Annotated in this window: 17 protein-coding genes; 11 read left to right on the top strand and 6 right to left on the bottom strand. The window is 73.2% G+C overall.

Annotated features, from left to right (window positions below; translation table 11 throughout):
- Positions 1-260: 260 nt before the first annotated feature.
- The 10 genes from ABZU53_RS10610 (at position 261) to ABZU53_RS10565 (ending at position 9,308) form a co-directional block, all read left to right on the top strand.
- Positions 261-662: a hypothetical protein gene (locus tag ABZU53_RS10610; protein WP_355065259.1), complete on the top strand. Its 402-nt coding sequence runs from the start codon at positions 261-263 to the stop codon at positions 660-662.
- Positions 662-1,564 carry a hypothetical protein gene (locus tag ABZU53_RS10605; protein WP_355065257.1) on the top strand — a complete coding sequence of 301 codons (903 nt, stop codon included), beginning with the start codon at positions 662-664 and terminating at the stop codon, positions 1,562-1,564. The genes ABZU53_RS10610 and ABZU53_RS10605 overlap by 1 nt, the downstream gene beginning before the upstream one ends.
- On the top strand, positions 1,561-3,153 hold the full coding sequence (locus ABZU53_RS10600) for a contractile injection system protein, VgrG/Pvc8 family (protein ID WP_355065255.1): 1,593 nt from the start codon (positions 1,561-1,563) through the stop codon (positions 3,151-3,153). Before ABZU53_RS10605 ends, ABZU53_RS10600 begins: the two co-directional genes overlap by 4 nt.
- Positions 3,153-3,491 carry a hypothetical protein gene (locus tag ABZU53_RS10595; RefSeq protein WP_355065253.1) on the top strand — a complete coding sequence of 113 codons (339 nt, stop codon included), beginning with the start codon at positions 3,153-3,155 and terminating at the stop codon, positions 3,489-3,491. Before ABZU53_RS10600 ends, ABZU53_RS10595 begins: the two co-directional genes overlap by 1 nt.
- Entirely contained in the window at positions 3,488-3,919 is a 432-nt protein-coding gene (locus ABZU53_RS10590; protein WP_355065251.1) for a GPW/gp25 family protein, read from the top strand. The genes ABZU53_RS10595 and ABZU53_RS10590 overlap by 4 nt, the downstream gene beginning before the upstream one ends.
- Positions 3,916-6,552 carry a putative baseplate assembly protein gene (locus tag ABZU53_RS10585; protein WP_355065249.1) on the top strand — a complete coding sequence of 879 codons (2,637 nt, stop codon included), beginning with the start codon at positions 3,916-3,918 and terminating at the stop codon, positions 6,550-6,552. Before ABZU53_RS10590 ends, ABZU53_RS10585 begins: the two co-directional genes overlap by 4 nt.
- A complete protein-coding gene (locus tag ABZU53_RS10580) occupies positions 6,533-7,090 on the top strand; it encodes a phage tail protein (RefSeq protein ID WP_355065247.1) in 558 nt (185 codons plus the stop codon). Before ABZU53_RS10585 ends, ABZU53_RS10580 begins: the two co-directional genes overlap by 20 nt.
- Entirely contained in the window at positions 7,087-8,019 is a 933-nt protein-coding gene (locus tag ABZU53_RS10575; RefSeq protein WP_355065245.1) for a hypothetical protein, read from the top strand. Before ABZU53_RS10580 ends, ABZU53_RS10575 begins: the two co-directional genes overlap by 4 nt.
- The gene (locus ABZU53_RS10570; RefSeq protein ID WP_355065243.1) at positions 8,016-8,474 is read left to right on the top strand and encodes a hypothetical protein; all 459 of its coding nucleotides are present in this window, start codon (positions 8,016-8,018) and stop codon (positions 8,472-8,474) included. Before ABZU53_RS10575 ends, ABZU53_RS10570 begins: the two co-directional genes overlap by 4 nt.
- Before the next feature lie 81 nt (positions 8,475-8,555).
- Positions 8,556-9,308: a hypothetical protein gene (locus tag ABZU53_RS10565; protein ID WP_355065241.1), complete on the top strand. Its 753-nt coding sequence runs from the start codon at positions 8,556-8,558 to the stop codon at positions 9,306-9,308.
- 95 nt (positions 9,309-9,403) lie between these two features.
- Here the strand turns inward: ABZU53_RS10565 and ABZU53_RS10560 are convergent, their stop codons facing one another.
- The 6 genes from ABZU53_RS10560 to ABZU53_RS10535 are packed head-to-tail and all read right to left on the bottom strand — an operon-like array spanning position 9,404 to position 15,488.
- Positions 9,404-10,378 carry a PmoA family protein gene (locus ABZU53_RS10560; protein ID WP_355065240.1) on the bottom strand — a complete coding sequence of 325 codons (975 nt, stop codon included), beginning with the start codon at positions 10,376-10,378 and terminating at the stop codon, positions 9,404-9,406.
- Positions 10,375-11,094, bottom strand: a complete 720-nt coding sequence (locus tag ABZU53_RS10555; RefSeq protein WP_355065239.1) for a hypothetical protein — start codon at positions 11,092-11,094, stop codon at positions 10,375-10,377. The genes ABZU53_RS10560 and ABZU53_RS10555 overlap by 4 nt, the downstream gene beginning before the upstream one ends.
- Positions 11,078-11,977 (bottom strand): carbohydrate ABC transporter permease, encoded by a 900-nt coding sequence (locus tag ABZU53_RS10550; protein WP_355065322.1) that lies wholly within the window; start codon positions 11,975-11,977, stop codon positions 11,078-11,080. Before ABZU53_RS10550 ends, ABZU53_RS10555 begins: the two co-directional genes overlap by 17 nt.
- The gene (locus ABZU53_RS10545; protein WP_355065237.1) at positions 11,977-12,960 is read right to left on the bottom strand and encodes a sugar ABC transporter permease; all 984 of its coding nucleotides are present in this window, start codon (positions 12,958-12,960) and stop codon (positions 11,977-11,979) included. The genes ABZU53_RS10550 and ABZU53_RS10545 overlap by 1 nt, the downstream gene beginning before the upstream one ends.
- Before the next feature lie 31 nt (positions 12,961-12,991).
- Positions 12,992-14,338 carry an extracellular solute-binding protein gene (locus tag ABZU53_RS10540; RefSeq protein WP_355065235.1) on the bottom strand — a complete coding sequence of 449 codons (1,347 nt, stop codon included), beginning with the start codon at positions 14,336-14,338 and terminating at the stop codon, positions 12,992-12,994.
- Positions 14,339-14,357: 19 nt separating this feature from the next.
- Complete coding sequence (locus ABZU53_RS10535; RefSeq protein WP_355065233.1) at positions 14,358-15,488, bottom strand: LacI family DNA-binding transcriptional regulator; 1,131 nt, start codon at positions 15,486-15,488, stop codon at positions 14,358-14,360.
- Between the two features lie 238 nt (positions 15,489-15,726).
- Here ABZU53_RS10535 and ABZU53_RS10530 point away from each other — a divergent pair, with 238 nt between their 5' ends.
- Entirely contained in the window at positions 15,727-17,055 is a 1,329-nt protein-coding gene (locus tag ABZU53_RS10530; RefSeq protein ID WP_355065231.1) for a Gfo/Idh/MocA family oxidoreductase, read from the top strand.
- Positions 17,056-17,067 lie beyond the last annotated feature (12 nt).

The following is a 17,067-nucleotide window of genomic DNA, read 5'->3' as shown; positions in this document are numbered from 1 at the left end:
GACCGGGCGGCTCGGGGATCGGCAGCGTCAGCCCTGGTGGCGATTCCGACGCCGCCATTCACGTGTCGGGCGGGCACGGCGGGGAGGCGGCGTCCTCGCCGGCGAATCGGCGCTGGTCCGGCCGGATACTGGATCGTTGGCCCTCGCGCCCGTCATCGTGGTCGGGCGCGGCGACCCAGACGGCCACGTCCGCCGCACCGGTGGGACCGGCACGACGTGACACCACGACCACCGACGCACGCGTCCCGACCCGGGCAGGCGTGCCCGCCGCCCCGCCGCTGGCCACCCGGCGCGGCTCCCCGCCCGAGATCGTCGAGGAATTCGGCCCCTCCAGGGGCACCTTCCAGCCACGATCCACTACCGCCCCCACCGCCGTCGGCGGGATGGCGGTGGGCGGCGCTGACAGGTGGCCCGCCCTACCGGACGAACGAGCGCAGCAGGGCGGCGTACGGGCCACGCGGCCCGCCGAGCCCGACCGCAGCCACCGCGATCAACGCGAACCGAGTGCCGGGCAATGGTCGGTCGGCACGATGTTCCCGGCGTCCACGGCCGTCGACCCGTGGCCGGAACTGCCGGACGACACTCCGCTGTGGACGGTGCCCGGGGCGGCGCTCGACGCCGGTCACGTGGACCGCCTGGATCGGGAACAGGCGGGCAGCTGATGGAACGTGTCGCCTTCCTCATCGACTCCTCCGGGGAGCGGGTGGACTGCCTGCTCAACCCGGAGACCGTGCAGGTGACCCGGCTCGCCGGCGTACGTCATCGAGGCGCGGGCGCCGGGCAGCTCACCGGGTCCGGCCTGGCCGACGACCCGCTGGTCTTCACCGGCGGCGGCCGTACGGAGCTGGTGCTCGACCTGCTGTTCGACGTCGACTTCGTCCAGGCCCAGGTCCGCCCCACCGACGTACGGGTGCTCACCCGGCCGCTGTGGATGCTGGCCGAGAACTCCACCGCCGAGCACGGGTGGCTGCGCCCGCCGCTGGTCCGGCTGGTCTGGGGTAAGACCTGGAACGTGCCCGGCGTGATCATCGCGGTGGCCGAGCGGTTCGACGCGTTCACCGGCACGGGCTCGCCGCGGCGCTCCTGGCTGCGGCTGAAGCTGGTCCGGGCCGCCGAGACGGCCGACCAGGCGCAGGCGGGATTCGCCGAGGAGCTGGCCGCGGTGAGCACCCCGGCGGCCGCCCCGGGCAGCGCCGTGGTCGCCGCCGGTGACGGTGCCGCCGAACCGGGTCAGTCCGGGGTGCGCTTCGACCTGCTGGCCAACGACGCGCTCGGGTCGCCGCTGCGGTGGCGGTTGCTGGCCGAGCACAACCGGATCACCGACCCGCTCGCGGTGCCCGCCGGCACGACCCTCGCGGTCCCCACCAGCGCCTCGGGCGGTGGCGGGCCGGAGTCGACGCTGGCCGGGATGGCGCGGGCGGTGGCCGGCGCGGTGGGCGCCGGCGCGTCGTTCGTGGGCGCCTCGATCGCCACCGCGAGCTGGGCCACGCCGACCGGCACGACGACCGCCAGCACCAACCCGGACAGCACGCCGCTCGGCACCGGCTCGGGGAGTGCGCCATGACCAGCGTCGCGCCCCGCGCGCTGACCGTTTCGCTGGACGGGGTGGAACTGAACGCCGCGGCCCGCCAGCGGGTCCGCTCGCTGCGCGTGGCCGCTCGACTCGACCAGCCGACCCAGGCCGAGCTGGTGCTCGCCACCGCCGCCGGGGGTGGCGCTCTCGACCCGGCGGCGCGGCCGGGCACGACCCTCGACGTGCGGCTCGCCGATCATCCCGACGCGCTGTTCACCGGTGAGGTGACCGCCGTGGAGGTCGAGTACGCCGCCGACGGCGCGGCCGTGCTGCGCCTGCGGGCGTACGACGCGCTGCACCGCCTGCGCAAGCGGCAGGACCTGCGGGTCTTCACCTCGGTGACGGCGACCGAACTGGCCCGTGAGCTGTGCGGCGAGGTGGGGCTGACCGTGACGGCGGAGAGCGACGGGCCGCGACTGGAACGGCTGCTTCAGCACCGGCACAGCGACCTGGAGCTGCTCCGGGAGGTCACCGGCCGGGCCGGGCTGCACCTGGCCGTCGACGGCGACGACGTCCGGCTGATCACCCTCGCCGGCTACGGGGAGCCCGTCGCGCTGGCCCTGGGCGCGAATGTGCACACCCTGCGGCTGTCCACCAACGCCGACCAGGCCAGCGGCGCCAGCGCCGCGCTGGGTTGGCATCCGCAGCGGGCCGAGCCGATCAGCCAGCAGGCCGACGAGGCGCGCTGCGGCCGACCGGCCGGTGACCGGCCGGACCCGGCCGACGTCGGGGCGGACGGGGTACGCACCGCCGTCGACCAGCCGGGGCGCAGCGACGACGAGTTGGCGGCCCTGGCCCAGGCGCGACTGGACCTGCGCGCCGCCGCGCTGGCCACCGCCGAAGGGCTGGCCGAGGGCGATCCGGCGCTGCGGCCGGGCCGGCGGATCGACCTGACGGGTGTGCCCGACCCGCTCGCCGGGGCGTACGTGCTGACCGAGGTGGTGCACACCGTGGACGGCGACGGGCACCTGACCCGCTTCTCCACCGTGCCACCGCCCGCTGCCCCCACGACGGCGGGCGGCGCGGTGGTCACCCTGGGCACCGTCACCGACGTGGCCGACCCCGACGGGTTGGGCCGGGTGCGGCTGACCCTGCCGGCGTACGGGGACCTGGACGCCGGCTGGCTCGGCGTGCTCTGTCCCGGTGCGGGACGCGGCAAGGGCCTGGTGGCGCTCCCCGATCCGGACGACACCGTGCTGGTGGTGCTGCCCGGTGGCGAGCCCGCCTCGGGCGTCGTGCTGGGCTCGCTGTTCGGCGCCGTCGAGCCGTACGACGCGGGTGTCGACGACGGGAAGTCCCGCCGCTGGTCCCTGCGGACCGCCGGCGGGCAGTCGATCGTCGTGGACGACGTCCAGCGCAGCCTGCGGCTCGCCACCGAGGGCGGCAGTTGGCTGGAACTCACCCCCGACCTGGCCACCCTGCACGCGGCGAGCGACCTGGTGATCTCCGCGCCGGGCCGGGCCATGGTGGTCCGCGCCCGCAGCGTGGACTTCCTGCACGCCGAGGCGCCCGAGGACGCGACCACCGCGGCGCAGCAGGCCCGTTCGCTCGCCCGCGCCCATCACGAAGGAGGCGGCTGATGCGCTGGATCCACCGCGACTCGGTGATCACCTGCGACCACGACGGCCGGGTCGAGAACCAGCCCTCGCAGCGCTGGGTGACAGTCACCGCCGTGCCGGTGCTTGTGGACGACGACCCGGAGGGACGAAAGATCACCGCCTGCCCGAACTACGGCCCGACCATCAAGCCGTGCGCGAAGACGCTTACCGTCCGGGTCGGCTACAGCGACTGGCTGCGCGTCGACGGGCACCGGGTGGTGCTCTCGCACCTGGAGGGGTTCACCGACGGCACACCGCCGGGAGCGGTCCACCACACCGTCCGCGACCCGCGCCAGCAGTTCCTGGGGGCGGACCGATGAGGGCGTTCCGTTTCGTCGGCGCGGGCTTCGACGCCGGCCGGGGCGGCGGGCTGGCGCTCACCGCGGCCGGCGGCCTGGCCATGACCGAGGGCGACGAGAGCGTACGCCAGGCGCTGTTTCTGTTGTTGTCCACGACGCCGGGCGAGCGGCTGATGCGACCCGGGTACGGCTCCCGGCTGCACCGGCTGGTCTTCGCGCCCAACGACGACACGACGGCCGGGCTGGCCATCCACTACGTCCGGCAGGCCATCGCCCGCTGGGAGCCCCGGGTGGAGGTCATCGACACCGACGCCGGACCGGACCCGAACGACGCGTGGCGGCTGGTGATCCGGCTGGACTACCGGGTGCGGGCCAGCCTGACGCCCGGGCAGCTGGTGTTCTCCGTGGACCTGCTCCCCGCCGACGACGAACCGGGAGGACAGTCATGACGCTGCCCGTGCCGCACCTGGACGACCGTGGGTTCCTCGACCTCGTCACCGAGGCCCGCGAGCGGATCCAACAGTCCTGCCCCGCCTGGACCGACCTGTCGGCGCACGACCCGGGCATGGCGCTGGTGGAGGCGTTCGCGCACCTCACCGAAGTGATGATCTACCGGCTGAACCAGTTGCCGGAGAAGGCGTACGTCTCGTTTCTGAACCTGCTCGGGGTGGCGCGGCACGCGCCTACCGCGGCCTGGGCGGACGTCGTGTTCACCCGCGCCGGCACCGACCGGGACGCGGTGCGGATCCCGGCCGGCCTGCGGGTCGCGGCGGCGCGCGGCGCCGATCCCCGACCGGTCCTGTTCGTCACCACCGAACCGGCCCTGCTGGCAGCCGGGGAAGCGTCGGTGACGGTCCGCATGCACCACTGCGAGCCCGTCGAGGCGGAGCTGCTGGGTGTCGGCACCGGCCAGCCCGGCCAGGTGCTCCGGGCGGCGCACGCTCCCCTCACCCACACCGGCGAGCCGCTGGACCTGCTGCTCGGGGTGGAGGTGCCGGCCGGCTCGGTGGAGCTGGGGGTGGCAGCCCGCGAGCACGACGGCCGCACGTTCGAGATCTGGCAGCCGGTGGACAGCTTCGCCGGGCTCGGTCCGCAGGCCAAGGCCTACCTCGTCGACCGCTGCTCGGGCACCGTCACCTTCGCCCCGGCCCTCGACCTGCGACCGCCCGCCGGTGCGGGCGAGGCCGCCGGGCCGGGCGGGGCGGTGACGGTGGCGGCCGTGCCGCCGGCCGGGCGACAGGTCCGGCTCTGGTACCGGGCCGGCGGCGGTCCGACCGGCAACGTGGCGGCCGGCACGCTGACCAGCCTGCGCGATCCACTGCCCGGGGTACGGGTCGACAACCCCGCGCCCGCGGCCGGCGGCCGGGAGATGGAGGCGCTGGAATCGGTGCTGCTGCGCGGCCCGTACGAGTTCTTCGCCCAGCAGCGCGCCGTCACCGCCCGCGACTTCGAGGTGCTGGCCACCAGCTCCGGCGCGGTGGCGCGGGCCCGCGCGTTCACCCGCTCGGCCGTCTACAGCTTCGCCCGGCCCGGTGAGGTCGAGGTGGTGCTGGTGCCGTACGTGCCGCCGACGGCCCGTCCGGGCGGCCGGCTGCCGGTGGCGGTGCTGCGCGAGCACGAGGTGCCCGAGGCCCGCCACCGCGTCGAGGGCGACCTGGAACAGCGCCGGATGGTCGGCATCCGCTCGCGGGCCACCTGGGCCCGGTTCAAGGCGGTGTCGGTGCGGGCCCGGGTGGTGGTGCGCCGGGAGGAGGACGTGGACGCGGTCCGGCGACGCATCCACGACCGGCTGCACCAGACGCTCAGCCCGCTGCCCACCGCGCTCAACCCGACCGGGTGGCCGTTCGGTGAGCCGCTGCGCGCGTCCAACGTGTACCGGTTGTTGGAGCACGCCGAGCCGGGCGTGCGCTACGTCGAGTCGGTGCGGTTCGTGGTCGACGAGGCCCCCGACGCCGAGGTCCGCGCCCTCGCCGTCGACCAGTACCAGCCGCGCACCTGGTACGCCGGACGCGGCCCGGTGCTGTTCCGCTCCAGCAACGCGGGCTCCGGCTGGGAGCCGGCCGGCCGGTTCGACGACGAGACCGTGCTGCGGGTGGCGCCCGCGCCCGCGCCGGTGCGACCGGGCATCGTCGCGCGCCCCGGCTCGGTGGCCGTGGTGACGCTGCGCGCCTCGGGCGGCTCCCGGGTGCACCTGAGCACCGACCTGGGTGAGACGTGGTCGCTGCTGACCGACCTGGACTCGCGCATCTCCGACGTGGCGTGGCTGGACCGCGACGGCGCCGGCGCGCTGCTGGTGGCGACCGACACCGGGCTGTACGAGGTGTCGCTGCTGCCCGGCGCGGTGCCGCTGCAGATCCTCGTCGATTCGTCCGACGCCGACCGGGGCTTCTACGCCGTACGCGCGTTCGTCTCCGAGCGGGGCGCTCCCGGTGTGGCGGTCGCCGCGCAGGCGGGCTTCGGGGTGTACCTGTCGACCGCCGGTGGCCGGCCGGGCAGCTTCGCGCACGTCGGCCTCTCCAACGTGGACAACCGGGTCCTCGCGGTGCAGTACGACGGCCCGGCCACCCTGCTGTGGAGCGGCGCGGGCGAGCCGGACCCGAAGAAGCCCGGCCAGGGCTGCCACCGCACCCGGCTGTTCGAGTCCGACGTGCAGTGGCAGACCGTGCAGAGCGGCTGGATCGGCGGGACCTGCCGCGACCTGGCGTTCGCCGGATCGCAGGCCCTCGCCGCCACGCAGAGCGGCGGGGTGCTGCGGCTGGACACCCTCGCGGCCCAGCCGCAGTGGCAGTCGGTGTCGGTCAACTGCGGGCTGCCGCTGCGCGACCGGACCCGGTTCGTGCCGGTGGACGCCGTCGCCGTGAGCGGCCCGGCGACCGTCGGTGCGAACGGTCCCACGGCGGGCGACCGACTGGTCCTGGCCTGCGGTGAGCGCGGCGTGTACCGCAGTGCCGACGCGGTCAACTGGACCGCCAGCGCCAACCAGGCCACCGCCGACGTGGTGACCGTCCCGGACACGTGGCTGCTCTGCTCCGGCGAGCACGACATCGAGGTGGTGCGCCAGGATGCGACGCTCGGCGATTGAGCGGCTGCTGCCCGCCGCCTACCAGCGGGCGTGCGTGCCGGGCAGCGTGCTCTGGGCGCTGCTGGACGTCATGGAGGGGCTGCACGCTCCGGACGAGGCGATCCTCGCCGAGGTGGACGCCCTGTTCGACCCGTACCGGGCGCCCGACCACCTGGTCGTGCGGTTGACCCGCTGGGTGGCGATGGACCACGTGGTGGCCTCGCCCCGACCGGACGCCCCGCTGCCGCTGCCGGTGGGCCGGCTCCGTGACCTGGTGGCCAACGGCGCGCTGCTGGCCCGGTGGCGCGGCACCCCGTACGGGATGCGCCGAGCGCTGGAGCTGGCCACCGGGTTGCCGGGGTTCGTCATCGACGAACCCGACGAGCGGCCCTTCCACATCGTGGTGCGGGTGCCGGCGGCCGCCGCCGGTCAGCTCGCCGTGATCACCCGAATCGTCGAGGCGGAGAAGCCCGCGTCGACCACCGCCGAGATCGTCGTCGCCGCTTCGCCGCCACCCAGCCCGCCGAGCGCGACACCGTCCGCAGAGGAGCCGTCATGACCACCGAATGGACCGTCGTCGCCGCCGCGTCGCAGTTCACCCTGGATGCCGCCAACCACGGCGAGCTGACCTTCACCGTCTCCAATCCGGGCCTGGCGCCGGACACCGTGGTCTTCGACGTGGCACCCGGCGAGGGCAGCCAGCGGGCCTGGTTCACGGTCACCGAGCCGCAGCGGGTGGTCCCCGGGCAGGGCTCGGTGTCCTTCCTGGTCCGCCTCGCCGTGCCGGCGGGCACCGCGCCGCGCCGCTACGACATGACCGGGTTCGCGTACTCGGCGAACACCGCGCCGGAGGAGAGCTCGCGCTCCAGCGGCCGGGTGACGTACGAGGTCCGCGCGGTCGCCGCGCCGAAGCGGACGCCCTGGCCGTGGATCGCCGCCGCGGCGGCGCTGGTGCTGGTGGTCGGCGGCGTGGTCGGCTACCTGCTGACCCGACCCGACGGCACACCCACGCCGGGCACGCCACGGGTCGTGACGGTGGAGGCGGAGAGCCTGGTCGACGGCGCTCGAATCGAATCCCCGGCGAAGACCGCCGCGGCGGTCGGGGCGCAACCGAACTGCTGCGACGTGACCTGGTCGGGCGACAAGCAGCTGTTCTTCACCGGCCTGGCACCCGGCGACCGGGTGAGCGTCACGGTCGAGCTGCCCGCCGACGCGCTCTGGCGGTTCTCCACCAGGCGCACCACGTCCTTCGACTACGCCAACACCATCTGGCAGGTCGACGGGGTGCAGCTCGGCGGCACCTTCTTCGGCTTCACGCCGACGGTCGTCCTGCAGGACTTCACCGACGTGGGCACCGTCCGGCTCGGGCCGGGTCGGCACACGCTCACCCTGGTCGCGGTGGGCAAGACGCAGGGCTTCGACAGGTACTTCGCCGGCGTGGACCAGATCCGGTTCACCGAGGTGACCGGGGCGGTCGCGCAGCGATGAGCGGTCGGCAGAAGGTGGTGCTGGTGACCCTGGCGGCGCTGCTGGTGGCGTTCTTCGTCCTCGCCGTCGGTGTCTCCGGCGGCGACCAGGGCCGCGCGGACGATCCGCCGGGGGTCGTCGAGCGGCTCGGCCGGCTGGCCGGCGCGAGTACGAGCGTCGACCCGGCGACCGTTCAGGCCGACTGCGACCGCACCGGCGACGTGCTCAGCTTCGTCGGCGGCTGCGCGGTGCGCATCGCCGACCCGGGCGAGCTGCGGACGCTGGTGCTGCGCAGTGGTCGCCCGTTCGCGGTGCGCGCTCCGGCGCCCCGCGACGCCGACCTCACCGTGCGCTCCGAGGTCGAGCCGGACGACGGCGGCGAGGCGGTCGCCCGGATCGCCGTCGACCGTGCGGTCACTGTGCTGCTGAGCTGTCCGGGAGGTGTCGGATGCACGGTCACCGTCGCCGCCGACTGACCCGTCCCCCGGCCGGGCCCGTGCCGGCCGCCGGCCCCGGCCGCGCACCTGTCGGCCGGCACGACCGCGAGGAGGCCCGACATGGGTGACCTGCGCAAGCCCTTCCTGCTGCTCGCGCTGGTCGCGGTCACGCTGGTGGTCCTCGTCGAGGTCGGATCGTCACTGCTCACCGGGGGCGGGGACGCCACCGGCGCGCTGCTGGCCGGCGCGGCGGACCTCGGCGTGGAGGTGGACGCCGGCGGAATCAGCGAGCCCTCCGGGCGGGGTACGAGCTACCTGGCGCTGATCGACGTGGTGGCGCTGTGGACCACCGGTCTGTTCTGCCTGAGCCTGGTCGTGCCCGAGCGGGTGCAGGGCCGGATCCAGGGTGTGGCGACGCTGATCTTCTCGATCCTGCTCATCCTGGGCTCGCTCGTGCTGCTGATCATCGCTTTCGTGGAGCTGACCATCATGGTGTCGCTGTTTTTGGCCGTGCCGTTCGGCACCCTGGCGTACCTGGCGTTGTGGGGCTTCTTCCCGGTGGGTGAGGCGAGCCTGCTGCTGGGGCTGGCGCTGCTGCTGAAGCTGGTCTGGGTGGTGCTGCTGCTGATCGCCCAGCCACGGTTCGCGCAGAACAAGGGCCTCGTGCTGCTGGCGCTCACCACCCTGCTTTGCACCGTCGTGCTGGAGTTCCTGCACCGGCTCGTCCCGGTCATCGTGGTGAGCATCCTCGACGACGTGGGCGCGCTGGTCTTCGCCATCGTGGCCATCATCTGGGGTCTGGTCCTGCTGATCGGCTCCATCCCCGCCATCGTCAAGTCCGTGCGGGTGACCGCCGCCCTGCCCACCCGCTGACAAACGCGACCCCCTGTGCGGTTGATCCACACCATATCGCCGAAATGGGGGCATCCAGACGCCCGGACACCCCCATGTCGGCGACCTGGAGTGGATCAACCGCTCGTTGACCTCTGTTTCACCACATGATCACCGCTCACCACGTCAACACGGGCGGAGTTCGCGGCCACTGCCGCGGCGGTGGCAGGGTCCAGGGCTCCATCGGCGACGACCACGCCGTGCCGGCCCTGCCGCTGCAGGCCAGCCGCGATGGTGACCGGCCGTTCGAAGGCGAACGCCACCCCCACACCCGGGTACATCGCGGTCCGCACGAACCACCGGTCGTCGACCCCGAGACCGGTAAAGACCAGGGTGTACGCCCGACCGTCCGGCCCGGTGCCGCAGAGCGCAATCCACGGCTCGGCGGAGCCGTTGACCGCCTCCTCCCCCGTCGCCGAGGCGCTGAACACCGACGCGGGCGAGGCCGAGACCGCCCGCCAGAAAAACCCCCCGTAGCCGGCCCCGCCGGGGCGGCCGTTGGTGGCGGGGCTGCCCAGCCGCACGTCCTGCTCCGCCGGGGCGCTGAGCGTGTAGTCCATCTCCAGCCGCCAGGCCGACACGCCGCCGGTCAGCGGAACGGCGGCGAGCCGCCGCTGCTCCGTGAGCAGCACCGACCCGTGCCGGTCGCGCCACTGCAGCCGGTGCGCCAGCCGGTCGACGGCCCGCTCGGACCAGCCGGTGTGCGCGATGACGCCGTGGTCGTCGCGCCACGTGTAGCCGACGTCGCGCACGTAGGTGCGCCCGCCCCAGAGGTTGCTGCCGTTGACGTCCTGCACGGCGAGGGAGGCGCCGAGGTGCCACACGTGGTCGGCGGCAAGCGCGTCGGTGACCACCGTGCCGCCGAGGGTGCGTACCGGGTGCAGGTACGGCCGGGGCCCGTGCCGCGCGTCCAGCGCCGGGTCCACCACGTACCGGGCCACCTCCGTCCCGCCGACCAGCAGTCGCGCCGGCTCCTCGGCGGCCGTCTCGACCTGGTCGGGGCCGGTACGGGCCGCCGCGTCACCGCCGGCGGCGGCCGGGTCGGCGCTCACGGCAGCTCCGGCTGGGCGGAGACCGGCCGGTGGCCGGCGACGGGAGCGGAGACCGGCCGGGGATTGGCGACGCCGGCAAGAGCCGGGCGGCCGCCGTCGGTGCCGGCGAGGGCCGGGCGGCGGCTGGCGACGGCGTGCAGGGCGGCCACGGTGTAGCCGGCGAGGATCGGCACGGCGACCGGGGATACCAGGACGGCGAGCAGCCCGGCCAGCGCCGTCACCCCGGTGAGCGCGGCCCAGCGGGTCGGCGCGTCGAGGCAGGCGCGGGCGGCGGAGCGGGCCGCGACCCGCCACCGCCCGCCCCCGTCGCCGCCCACCTCGACGACGACCAGCCCGGCGTACCCGGCCAGACCGGCCGCGACCAGCGCGGTCACCGCCAGCGCCGGCGGGCCGCCCGGCACCCGGCCGGCGGCCAGCGCCGCCAGGTCGGCGGCGAGCAGCCCGGCCACGGCGAGCGCGAGCAGACTGACCGGCACGCCGGGCAGCACCGCGCGGCCGAACCGGCGGGCGGTGGCCCGCGCCGACGGCCAGCTGCCGGTACGCGTCCAGTCGTGCACGGCCGCGCTGGCCGCGCCGACGGCCGCGGCGGCGGTGAGCACCGGTGCCGCGGCGAGGGTCAGCAGGATGCCGAGCAGCGCGAGGTCGGCGGCGTCACGGGCGACGTCCCGCCAGTCCCGCCGCCCGCCGGTGTCGACCGGTTCAGCCCTTGATGCCACTGGTGTTGATCCCCTCGACGAGCATCCGCTGGAAGGCGACGAAGAACAGGAAGACCGGCAGCAGCGACAGCACCGACATGGCGAACATCGGCCCGACCGCGCTCTGGCTGGTCGAGTCGATGAACAGGGTCAGCGCGACCGGCACGGTGTAGTCCTCCAGTTGGGACAGGAAGACCAACTGGCGGAAGAAGTCGTTCCAGGTCCAGATGAACGAGAAGATCGCTGTGGTGACCAGCGCGGGACGGCTCAGCGGCAGGATGATGTGCCGGAAGATGCCGTACGGGCCGGCGCCGTCGATCCGGGCCGCCTCGTCCAACTCGCGCGGGACGCCGCGCATGAACTGCACCATGAGGAAGACGAAGAACGCCTCGGTGGCCAGGAACTGCGGGATGAGCAGTGGCAGGTACGGCCAGTCGCCGCCGACCAGCCCGAGCGTCCGGAACAGGATGTACTGCGGCACGATCAGCACGTGCTGGGGCAGCAGCAGCGTGCCGATCATGACGGCGAACCACATGCCGCGCAGCCGGAACCGCAGCCGGGCGAACGCGTACGCGGCCAGCAGGCAGGAGAGCCCGTTGCCAACGACGGTGAGCAGGCTGACCATCGCGCTGTTGAGAAAGAACCGGCCGAAGCTGACGTCGAAGTTGGACCACCCGGCGGTGTAGTTGCCCGGGGTGAAGCGCTCGGGCAGCAGCCCGACGTTGTTGACGATCTCCTCCTGGGACTTCACCGACGTGCCCACCATCCAGATCAGCGGGTAGAGCACCACGACGACGATCACCACCAGGATCAGCAGCCGCAGCAGGGACCGGCCGCCCGGCCGTCGACGCGCGTTCGGCGGCGCTGTGGTCGACGCCGCGGCCGCCGGGTTCACCGCCACCATCACCGGTCCTCCCCGTCGGAGTAGTGCACCCAGAACCGTCCGGTGCTGAAGAAGATCGCGGTGATGACCGCGATGGCGAGCAGGAACACCCAGGCCATCGCCGAGGCGTAGCCCATGTTGAGGTCGGTGAAGCCGGTGATGTAGAGGTTCAGCGTGTACATGAGGGTGGAGTCGACCGGGCCGCCGGTGCCGTTGCTGAGCACGAACGCGGCGGTGAAGCCCTGGAAGCCGTTGATCGTCTCCAGCACCAGGTTGAAGAAGATGACCGGGGAGAGCATCGGCAGCGTGACGTTGCGGAACTGGCGGAACCTGCCGGCGCCGTCGACCGAGGCGGCCTCGTACAGCTCGGTGGGCACCTGCTTGAGCCCGGCCAGGAAGATCACCATCGGCGCCCCGAACTGCCAGATGGCGAGCACCATCAGCGTCTCCAGCGCCCAGTCGGGGTCGTTGACCCACGGTCTGCCGGTGACGCCGACGAGGCTCAGCAGCGAGTTGAACGCCCCGTCGCGGTTGAACATGTTGACCCAGACGATGGCCAGCGCGACGCTGCCGCCGAGCAGCGACGGCAGGTAGAACAGCCCGCGGAACAGCCCGACGCCGCGCCAGGCACGGTTGAGCAGCAACGCCACGCCGAGCGCGGCGGCCAGCTTCAGCGGCACCGCGACCAGCGCGAACGTCAGGGTGACCCGCACCGCGTGCCAGTACGACGGGTCGGCGGTGAACATCCGTTCGTAGTTGGCCAACCCCACCCACCGCACCTCGGAGAAGGGGGTGAGGATGTCGTAGTTGGTGAAGCTCAGGTAGAGCGACAGCAGCATGGGGACCGCCGTGACACCCATCAGGCCGATGAGCCACGGCGACAGGAAGACGTACCCCGCCAGACCTTCGCTGTGCCGGATGCTGCCGGGCCCACGCCTCTCGGCGTGAGCCCGGCCGGATCCGGGGCCGCGTCGGGTCGGGTCGGGCGCCGTGGTCAATGCCACGAACAGCTCCTCTCCTCGCCTCGTGCGGCGGTCAGGCGATGGCGGACTTGCACGCCTCGACGAACTGGGCGGCGGCCTGCGCGGACGTGGCCCGGCCGTACTGCACGTTCTCGGCGGCCTTGACCAGCTCGGACTTGACCTTGCTGTGTCCCTTGATCGGCACCTGCGGGGACTGGCCGAACTTCTGCGCCAGCTCGGTCTCGACCGCGATGGACTGCTTCATCGCCGGGTCGGTGGTGTCGTCGCTGACCACCCGACGCAGGTCCAGGTTGGACGGCAGACCGCGGTCGGTGCCGAGCAGCTTGACCGCCTCCTGGTCGTTGTTCAGGAAGTTGATCACGTCGACGGCGACGTCCTTGTTCTTGCTGCCCTTGAAGACCGACCAGTACATGGAGGCCCGGGCCCACTGCGCGCTGGGGTCACCGGGATAGGCGACGACCCCCAGCTCGTCCTTGGTGTTCTTCTTCAGGTCGGGCATCTGGTTGGCCCAGACCCAACTGGTGCCGGCCTTGCCGGTGACCACCAGCTGCTTGGTGACGTCGCTGGAGTTGCCCTCGTGGATGACGTCGGGGGTCGGGGTGGCCTTGCGGTCGCGGGCGCCCTTCCACAGGTCGAACCACGCGGTCACGTCCTCGGCCGTGAAGCCCAGCTCGTTGCCCTTGTAGAGGTCCTTGCCCTGCTGGCGCAGCCAGATCCAGTACGCCTTGTAGTCGGCGCTCGGGTCCTGGGTGCCGGGCACCTTGGTCTTGGCGGTGACCTGCTCGGCCCAGGCGATGTGCTGCTCCCAGGTCATCCCGGTGGTGGGCTCGGGCAGGTTGTGCTTGGTCAGCAGGGTCTTGTTGTAGACCAGGCCCTGGGTGTTCTCCCCGGCGGCCACCCCGGCGAGCTTGCCATCGACCACGCCGTACTCCAGCAGGCTCTTGGGGAACTTGGTGACGTCGAGCTTGCCGGAGTCCTGGTAGCTCTTCAGGTCGAGGGTGGTGCTGCGGGCCGCGTACTCGGCGAGGTAGTTGTCGTCGATCTGGAACAGGTCCGGCGGGTTGCCGCCGGCGGTGAGCGTGGCGAGCTTGTCGAAGTAGCCCTGGTTGGCCTGCCAGGTCTTCTCGAAGGTCACGTTCGGGTGCTTCTTCGTGTAGAGGGCCAGGGCGTCCTCGGTCAGCTTGGCGCGGGCGTCGCCGCCCCACCAGAAGATCGAGAGCTTGACCGGGGCGTTCGGGTCGGCGGCGCCGTCGTCGTCTCCGCAGGCGGCAGCGCCGAACATCAGCGGCGCGGCGACGGTCGCGGCGAGCAGGCCGCGCAGGAGTCGCCGACGGGGCACCGGGGTACCGTGATGGCGCCCGACGGGCGTGTCAGTGGTGGGGGGCGTTGCGGGGTGCATGTGCGCTCACTCCTCGGCATTAGGAGGCGACGGCGTCACCGGTGGCCGCGGTCGGGACGCCCGGGCCCGCAGGGCAATGCGGGTCCGGGCCAGGCGGCGCGGCCAGGGGACGTGCCGGTCGGGCGTGCGGGCCCGGGCCGGTCGAGTCGCGGATGACCAGGTCGGTCTGGAGCATTACCTGTGCGGTGGTACGACGGACGCCGAGCGCCGTGCCGGCACCGGGGCTCCGCGCGCCGCGCGGTGACTCGATGTCCTGTTGCAGCAGCATGTCGACGGCCGTCCGGCCAGCGGCCCCGGTGGGTGTGGCCACCGTCGTCAGTTTGGGGCGGGTGAGCCGACTCAGGGCGATGTCGTCGACCCCGACGACGCTCACCTCCTGTGGCACCCGGACCCCGAGCGCGTCCAGCCCCTCGATGAGGCCGATCGCCATCAGGTCGTTGTAGGCGAGCACGGCCGTCACGCCACTGCGCCGCACCTGGTCGGCGACGGCGAGGCCGCCGGTCTCGGTGGGCGCGTTGGGGCCGAGCACGGTCAGCTCCGCGCCGCCGCTGCGGGCGGCCGTGGCGGCGGCGCGGCGCATCTCCCGGTTGGTCCACGAGCTGCGGGGGCCGCCGAGCAACGCGATGCCGCGGTGACCGAGACCGATCAGGTGCTCGATCGCCGCCCGGGCGCCCTGCCCGACGTCCATCAGCACGCAGGGCAGGCCGGTCACCTGGCGGTTCACCACCACCAACGGCACCTCCCGGCTGAGCTGCTCGATCAGGCTGTTGCTCATCCGTGGGCTGCACAGCAGCACCCCGTCGACCTGCTTGGCGAGCGCGTGGACCAGTTCCTCCTCGGCGGTCGGGTCCTCGTTGGTGTCGGCCACGAAGACGTGGTAGTCGCGATGGCGGGCCTGGCTCTCCGCCGCCTTGATCAGCGGCGGGAAGAACGGGTTCGCGATGTCCGCGATGATCAGGCCGATGTTGTGCGTCCGCCCGGTGATCAGGGCCCGGGCGGCGCGGTTCGGCCGGTAGCCCAGGTCCTCCGCGCAGGCGAGCACCCGGACCCGGGTCTCCGGGTTGACCAGGTGCGGGGCGGAGAAGGTGCGGGACACGGTGGAGATGTGCACCCCGGAGGCGCGGGCGACGTCCCGGATGGTGACTGGCACGGCGGGCCCTTCGTCCGATGTGGCGACGGTCACGTGGGTGCCGCCAATTAATGCAAACGGTTGCGCCAGTGTCAACGGTCAATGGTTGCGGTTCTGTTGCGTCGACGCTCCCCGTGGTGACCTACAACGCCGCAAACACTGACATTTATCGCCGATTGCGCCGTTGGCGTTGACGCGATCGCATCGATCGTGGTTACTTCACTGCAAACCTTTGCAGGGATCACCTGGGGGCGACCACATGTCACCGAGATCCGACGGGCGAGTCCGGTACGCCGTCGTGGGCACCGGCGCACGGGCCGAGATGTTCGTCCGGGCCCTGGTGCTCGACCACGCCGACACCACCGAGCTGGTCGCCTTCGCCGACGTGAACCAGGCCCGGATGGACGCGCACAACCGCTGGCTCGCCGAGCTGGGCCACCGCCCGGCGCCGACGTACCCGGCCGGTGAGTTCCGGGCCATGCTGGACAAGGAGCGGGTCGACGTCGTGCTGGTGACCAGTGTGGACGTCACCCACGACGAGTACGTGGTGGCCGCGCTGCGCGCCGGCCGGGACGTGGTCACCGAGAAGCCGATGACCGTCGACGCCGCGCGCTGCCGACGCATCCTGGACGCGGTGACCGAGACCGGCGGCCGGGTGACGGTCGCCTTCAACTACCGCTACAACCCGCTGCACGAGCAGGTCCGCCGCCTGCTCGCCGACGGCGCGGTCGGTGAGATCGGCTCAGTGCACTTCGAGTGGCTGCTCGACGTTCGGCACGGCGCCGACTACTTCCGGCGCTGGCACCGCGACAAGGCCACCTCCGGCGGGCTGATGGTGCACAAGGCCAGCCACCACTTCGACCTGGTCAACTGGTGGCTGGGGGCCACCCCGGTCGAGGTGTACGCCGCCGGCCGCCTGTTCTTCTACGGCGAGGACGGTCGCCGGCACGGCTACGCCCGCGACTACGAGCGGGCGTACGGCTCCCCCGCCGCCGTCGACGACCCGTTCGCGCTGCGGCTGGACGCCCACCCCCGGCTGCGCGAGCTCTACCTCAACGCCGAGGCCGAGGACGGCTACCAGCGCGACCGCAACGTGTTCGCCCCGGGCGTGAGCATCGAGGACGACATGGCCGTGCTCGCCCGCTACTCCACCGGCGCCACGATGACCTACCACCTCACGGCGTACGCCCCCTGGGAGGGCTACCGGGTGATGGTCAACGGCAGCCGGGGTCGCCTGGAGCTGGAGGTGACCGAGAACGACTTCGTCGACCGGGGCACCGCGGGCGCGGTCAAGGGCGCCGCGCTGCACGGCGTCGAGGCGCCGGCCGAAGGGGGCGGCGCGACGCTCACCCTGCGCCCGTTCTGGGAACCGCCCCGGCAGATCCCCGTCGAGGGTCGTACCCGACACGGGCACGGCGGCGCGGACGCCCGGATGACCGCGGTGCTCCTCGGCGGCCAGCCCGATCCGCTGGGCCGCGCCGCGACGGCCGACGACGGCGCGCTGGCCCTGCTCACCGGCCTGGCCGCCAACCGGTCCTTCGAGACCGGGCAACCGGTCCGGGTCGCCGATCTGCTCACCCCCCGCTGACCACCGACGAGG

This window comes from Micromonospora sp. NPDC005194 (assembly GCF_040608335.1).
Taxonomy (GTDB): Bacteria; Actinomycetota; Actinomycetes; order Mycobacteriales; family Micromonosporaceae; genus Micromonospora.
Note: the sequence above shows the minus strand (reverse complement) of the source record. Positions and strands in the feature narration are given on the sequence as shown.

Coding starts and splice junctions, on each gene's coding strand:
- ABZU53_RS10605 (WP_355065257.1), top strand. CDS start 662: ATGGAACGTGTCGCCTTCCTCATCGACTCCTCCGGGGAGCGGGTGGAC.
- ABZU53_RS10600 (WP_355065255.1), top strand. CDS start 1,561: ATGACCAGCGTCGCGCCCCGCGCGCTGACCGTTTCGCTGGACGGGGTG.
- ABZU53_RS10595 (WP_355065253.1), top strand. CDS start 3,153: ATGCGCTGGATCCACCGCGACTCGGTGATCACCTGCGACCACGACGGC.
- ABZU53_RS10590 (WP_355065251.1), top strand. CDS start 3,488: ATGAGGGCGTTCCGTTTCGTCGGCGCGGGCTTCGACGCCGGCCGGGGC.
- ABZU53_RS10585 (WP_355065249.1), top strand. CDS start 3,916: ATGACGCTGCCCGTGCCGCACCTGGACGACCGTGGGTTCCTCGACCTC.
- ABZU53_RS10580 (WP_355065247.1), top strand. CDS start 6,533: ATGCGACGCTCGGCGATTGAGCGGCTGCTGCCCGCCGCCTACCAGCGG.
- ABZU53_RS10575 (WP_355065245.1), top strand. CDS start 7,087: ATGACCACCGAATGGACCGTCGTCGCCGCCGCGTCGCAGTTCACCCTG.
- ABZU53_RS10570 (WP_355065243.1), top strand. CDS start 8,016: ATGAGCGGTCGGCAGAAGGTGGTGCTGGTGACCCTGGCGGCGCTGCTG.
- ABZU53_RS10565 (WP_355065241.1), top strand. CDS start 8,556: ATGGGTGACCTGCGCAAGCCCTTCCTGCTGCTCGCGCTGGTCGCGGTC.
- ABZU53_RS10550 (WP_355065322.1), bottom strand. CDS start 11,977: ATGGTGGCGGTGAACCCGGCGGCCGCGGCGTCGACCACAGCGCCGCCG.
- ABZU53_RS10540 (WP_355065235.1), bottom strand. CDS start 14,338: ATGCACCCCGCAACGCCCCCCACCACTGACACGCCCGTCGGGCGCCAT.
- ABZU53_RS10530 (WP_355065231.1), top strand. CDS start 15,727: ATGTCACCGAGATCCGACGGGCGAGTCCGGTACGCCGTCGTGGGCACC.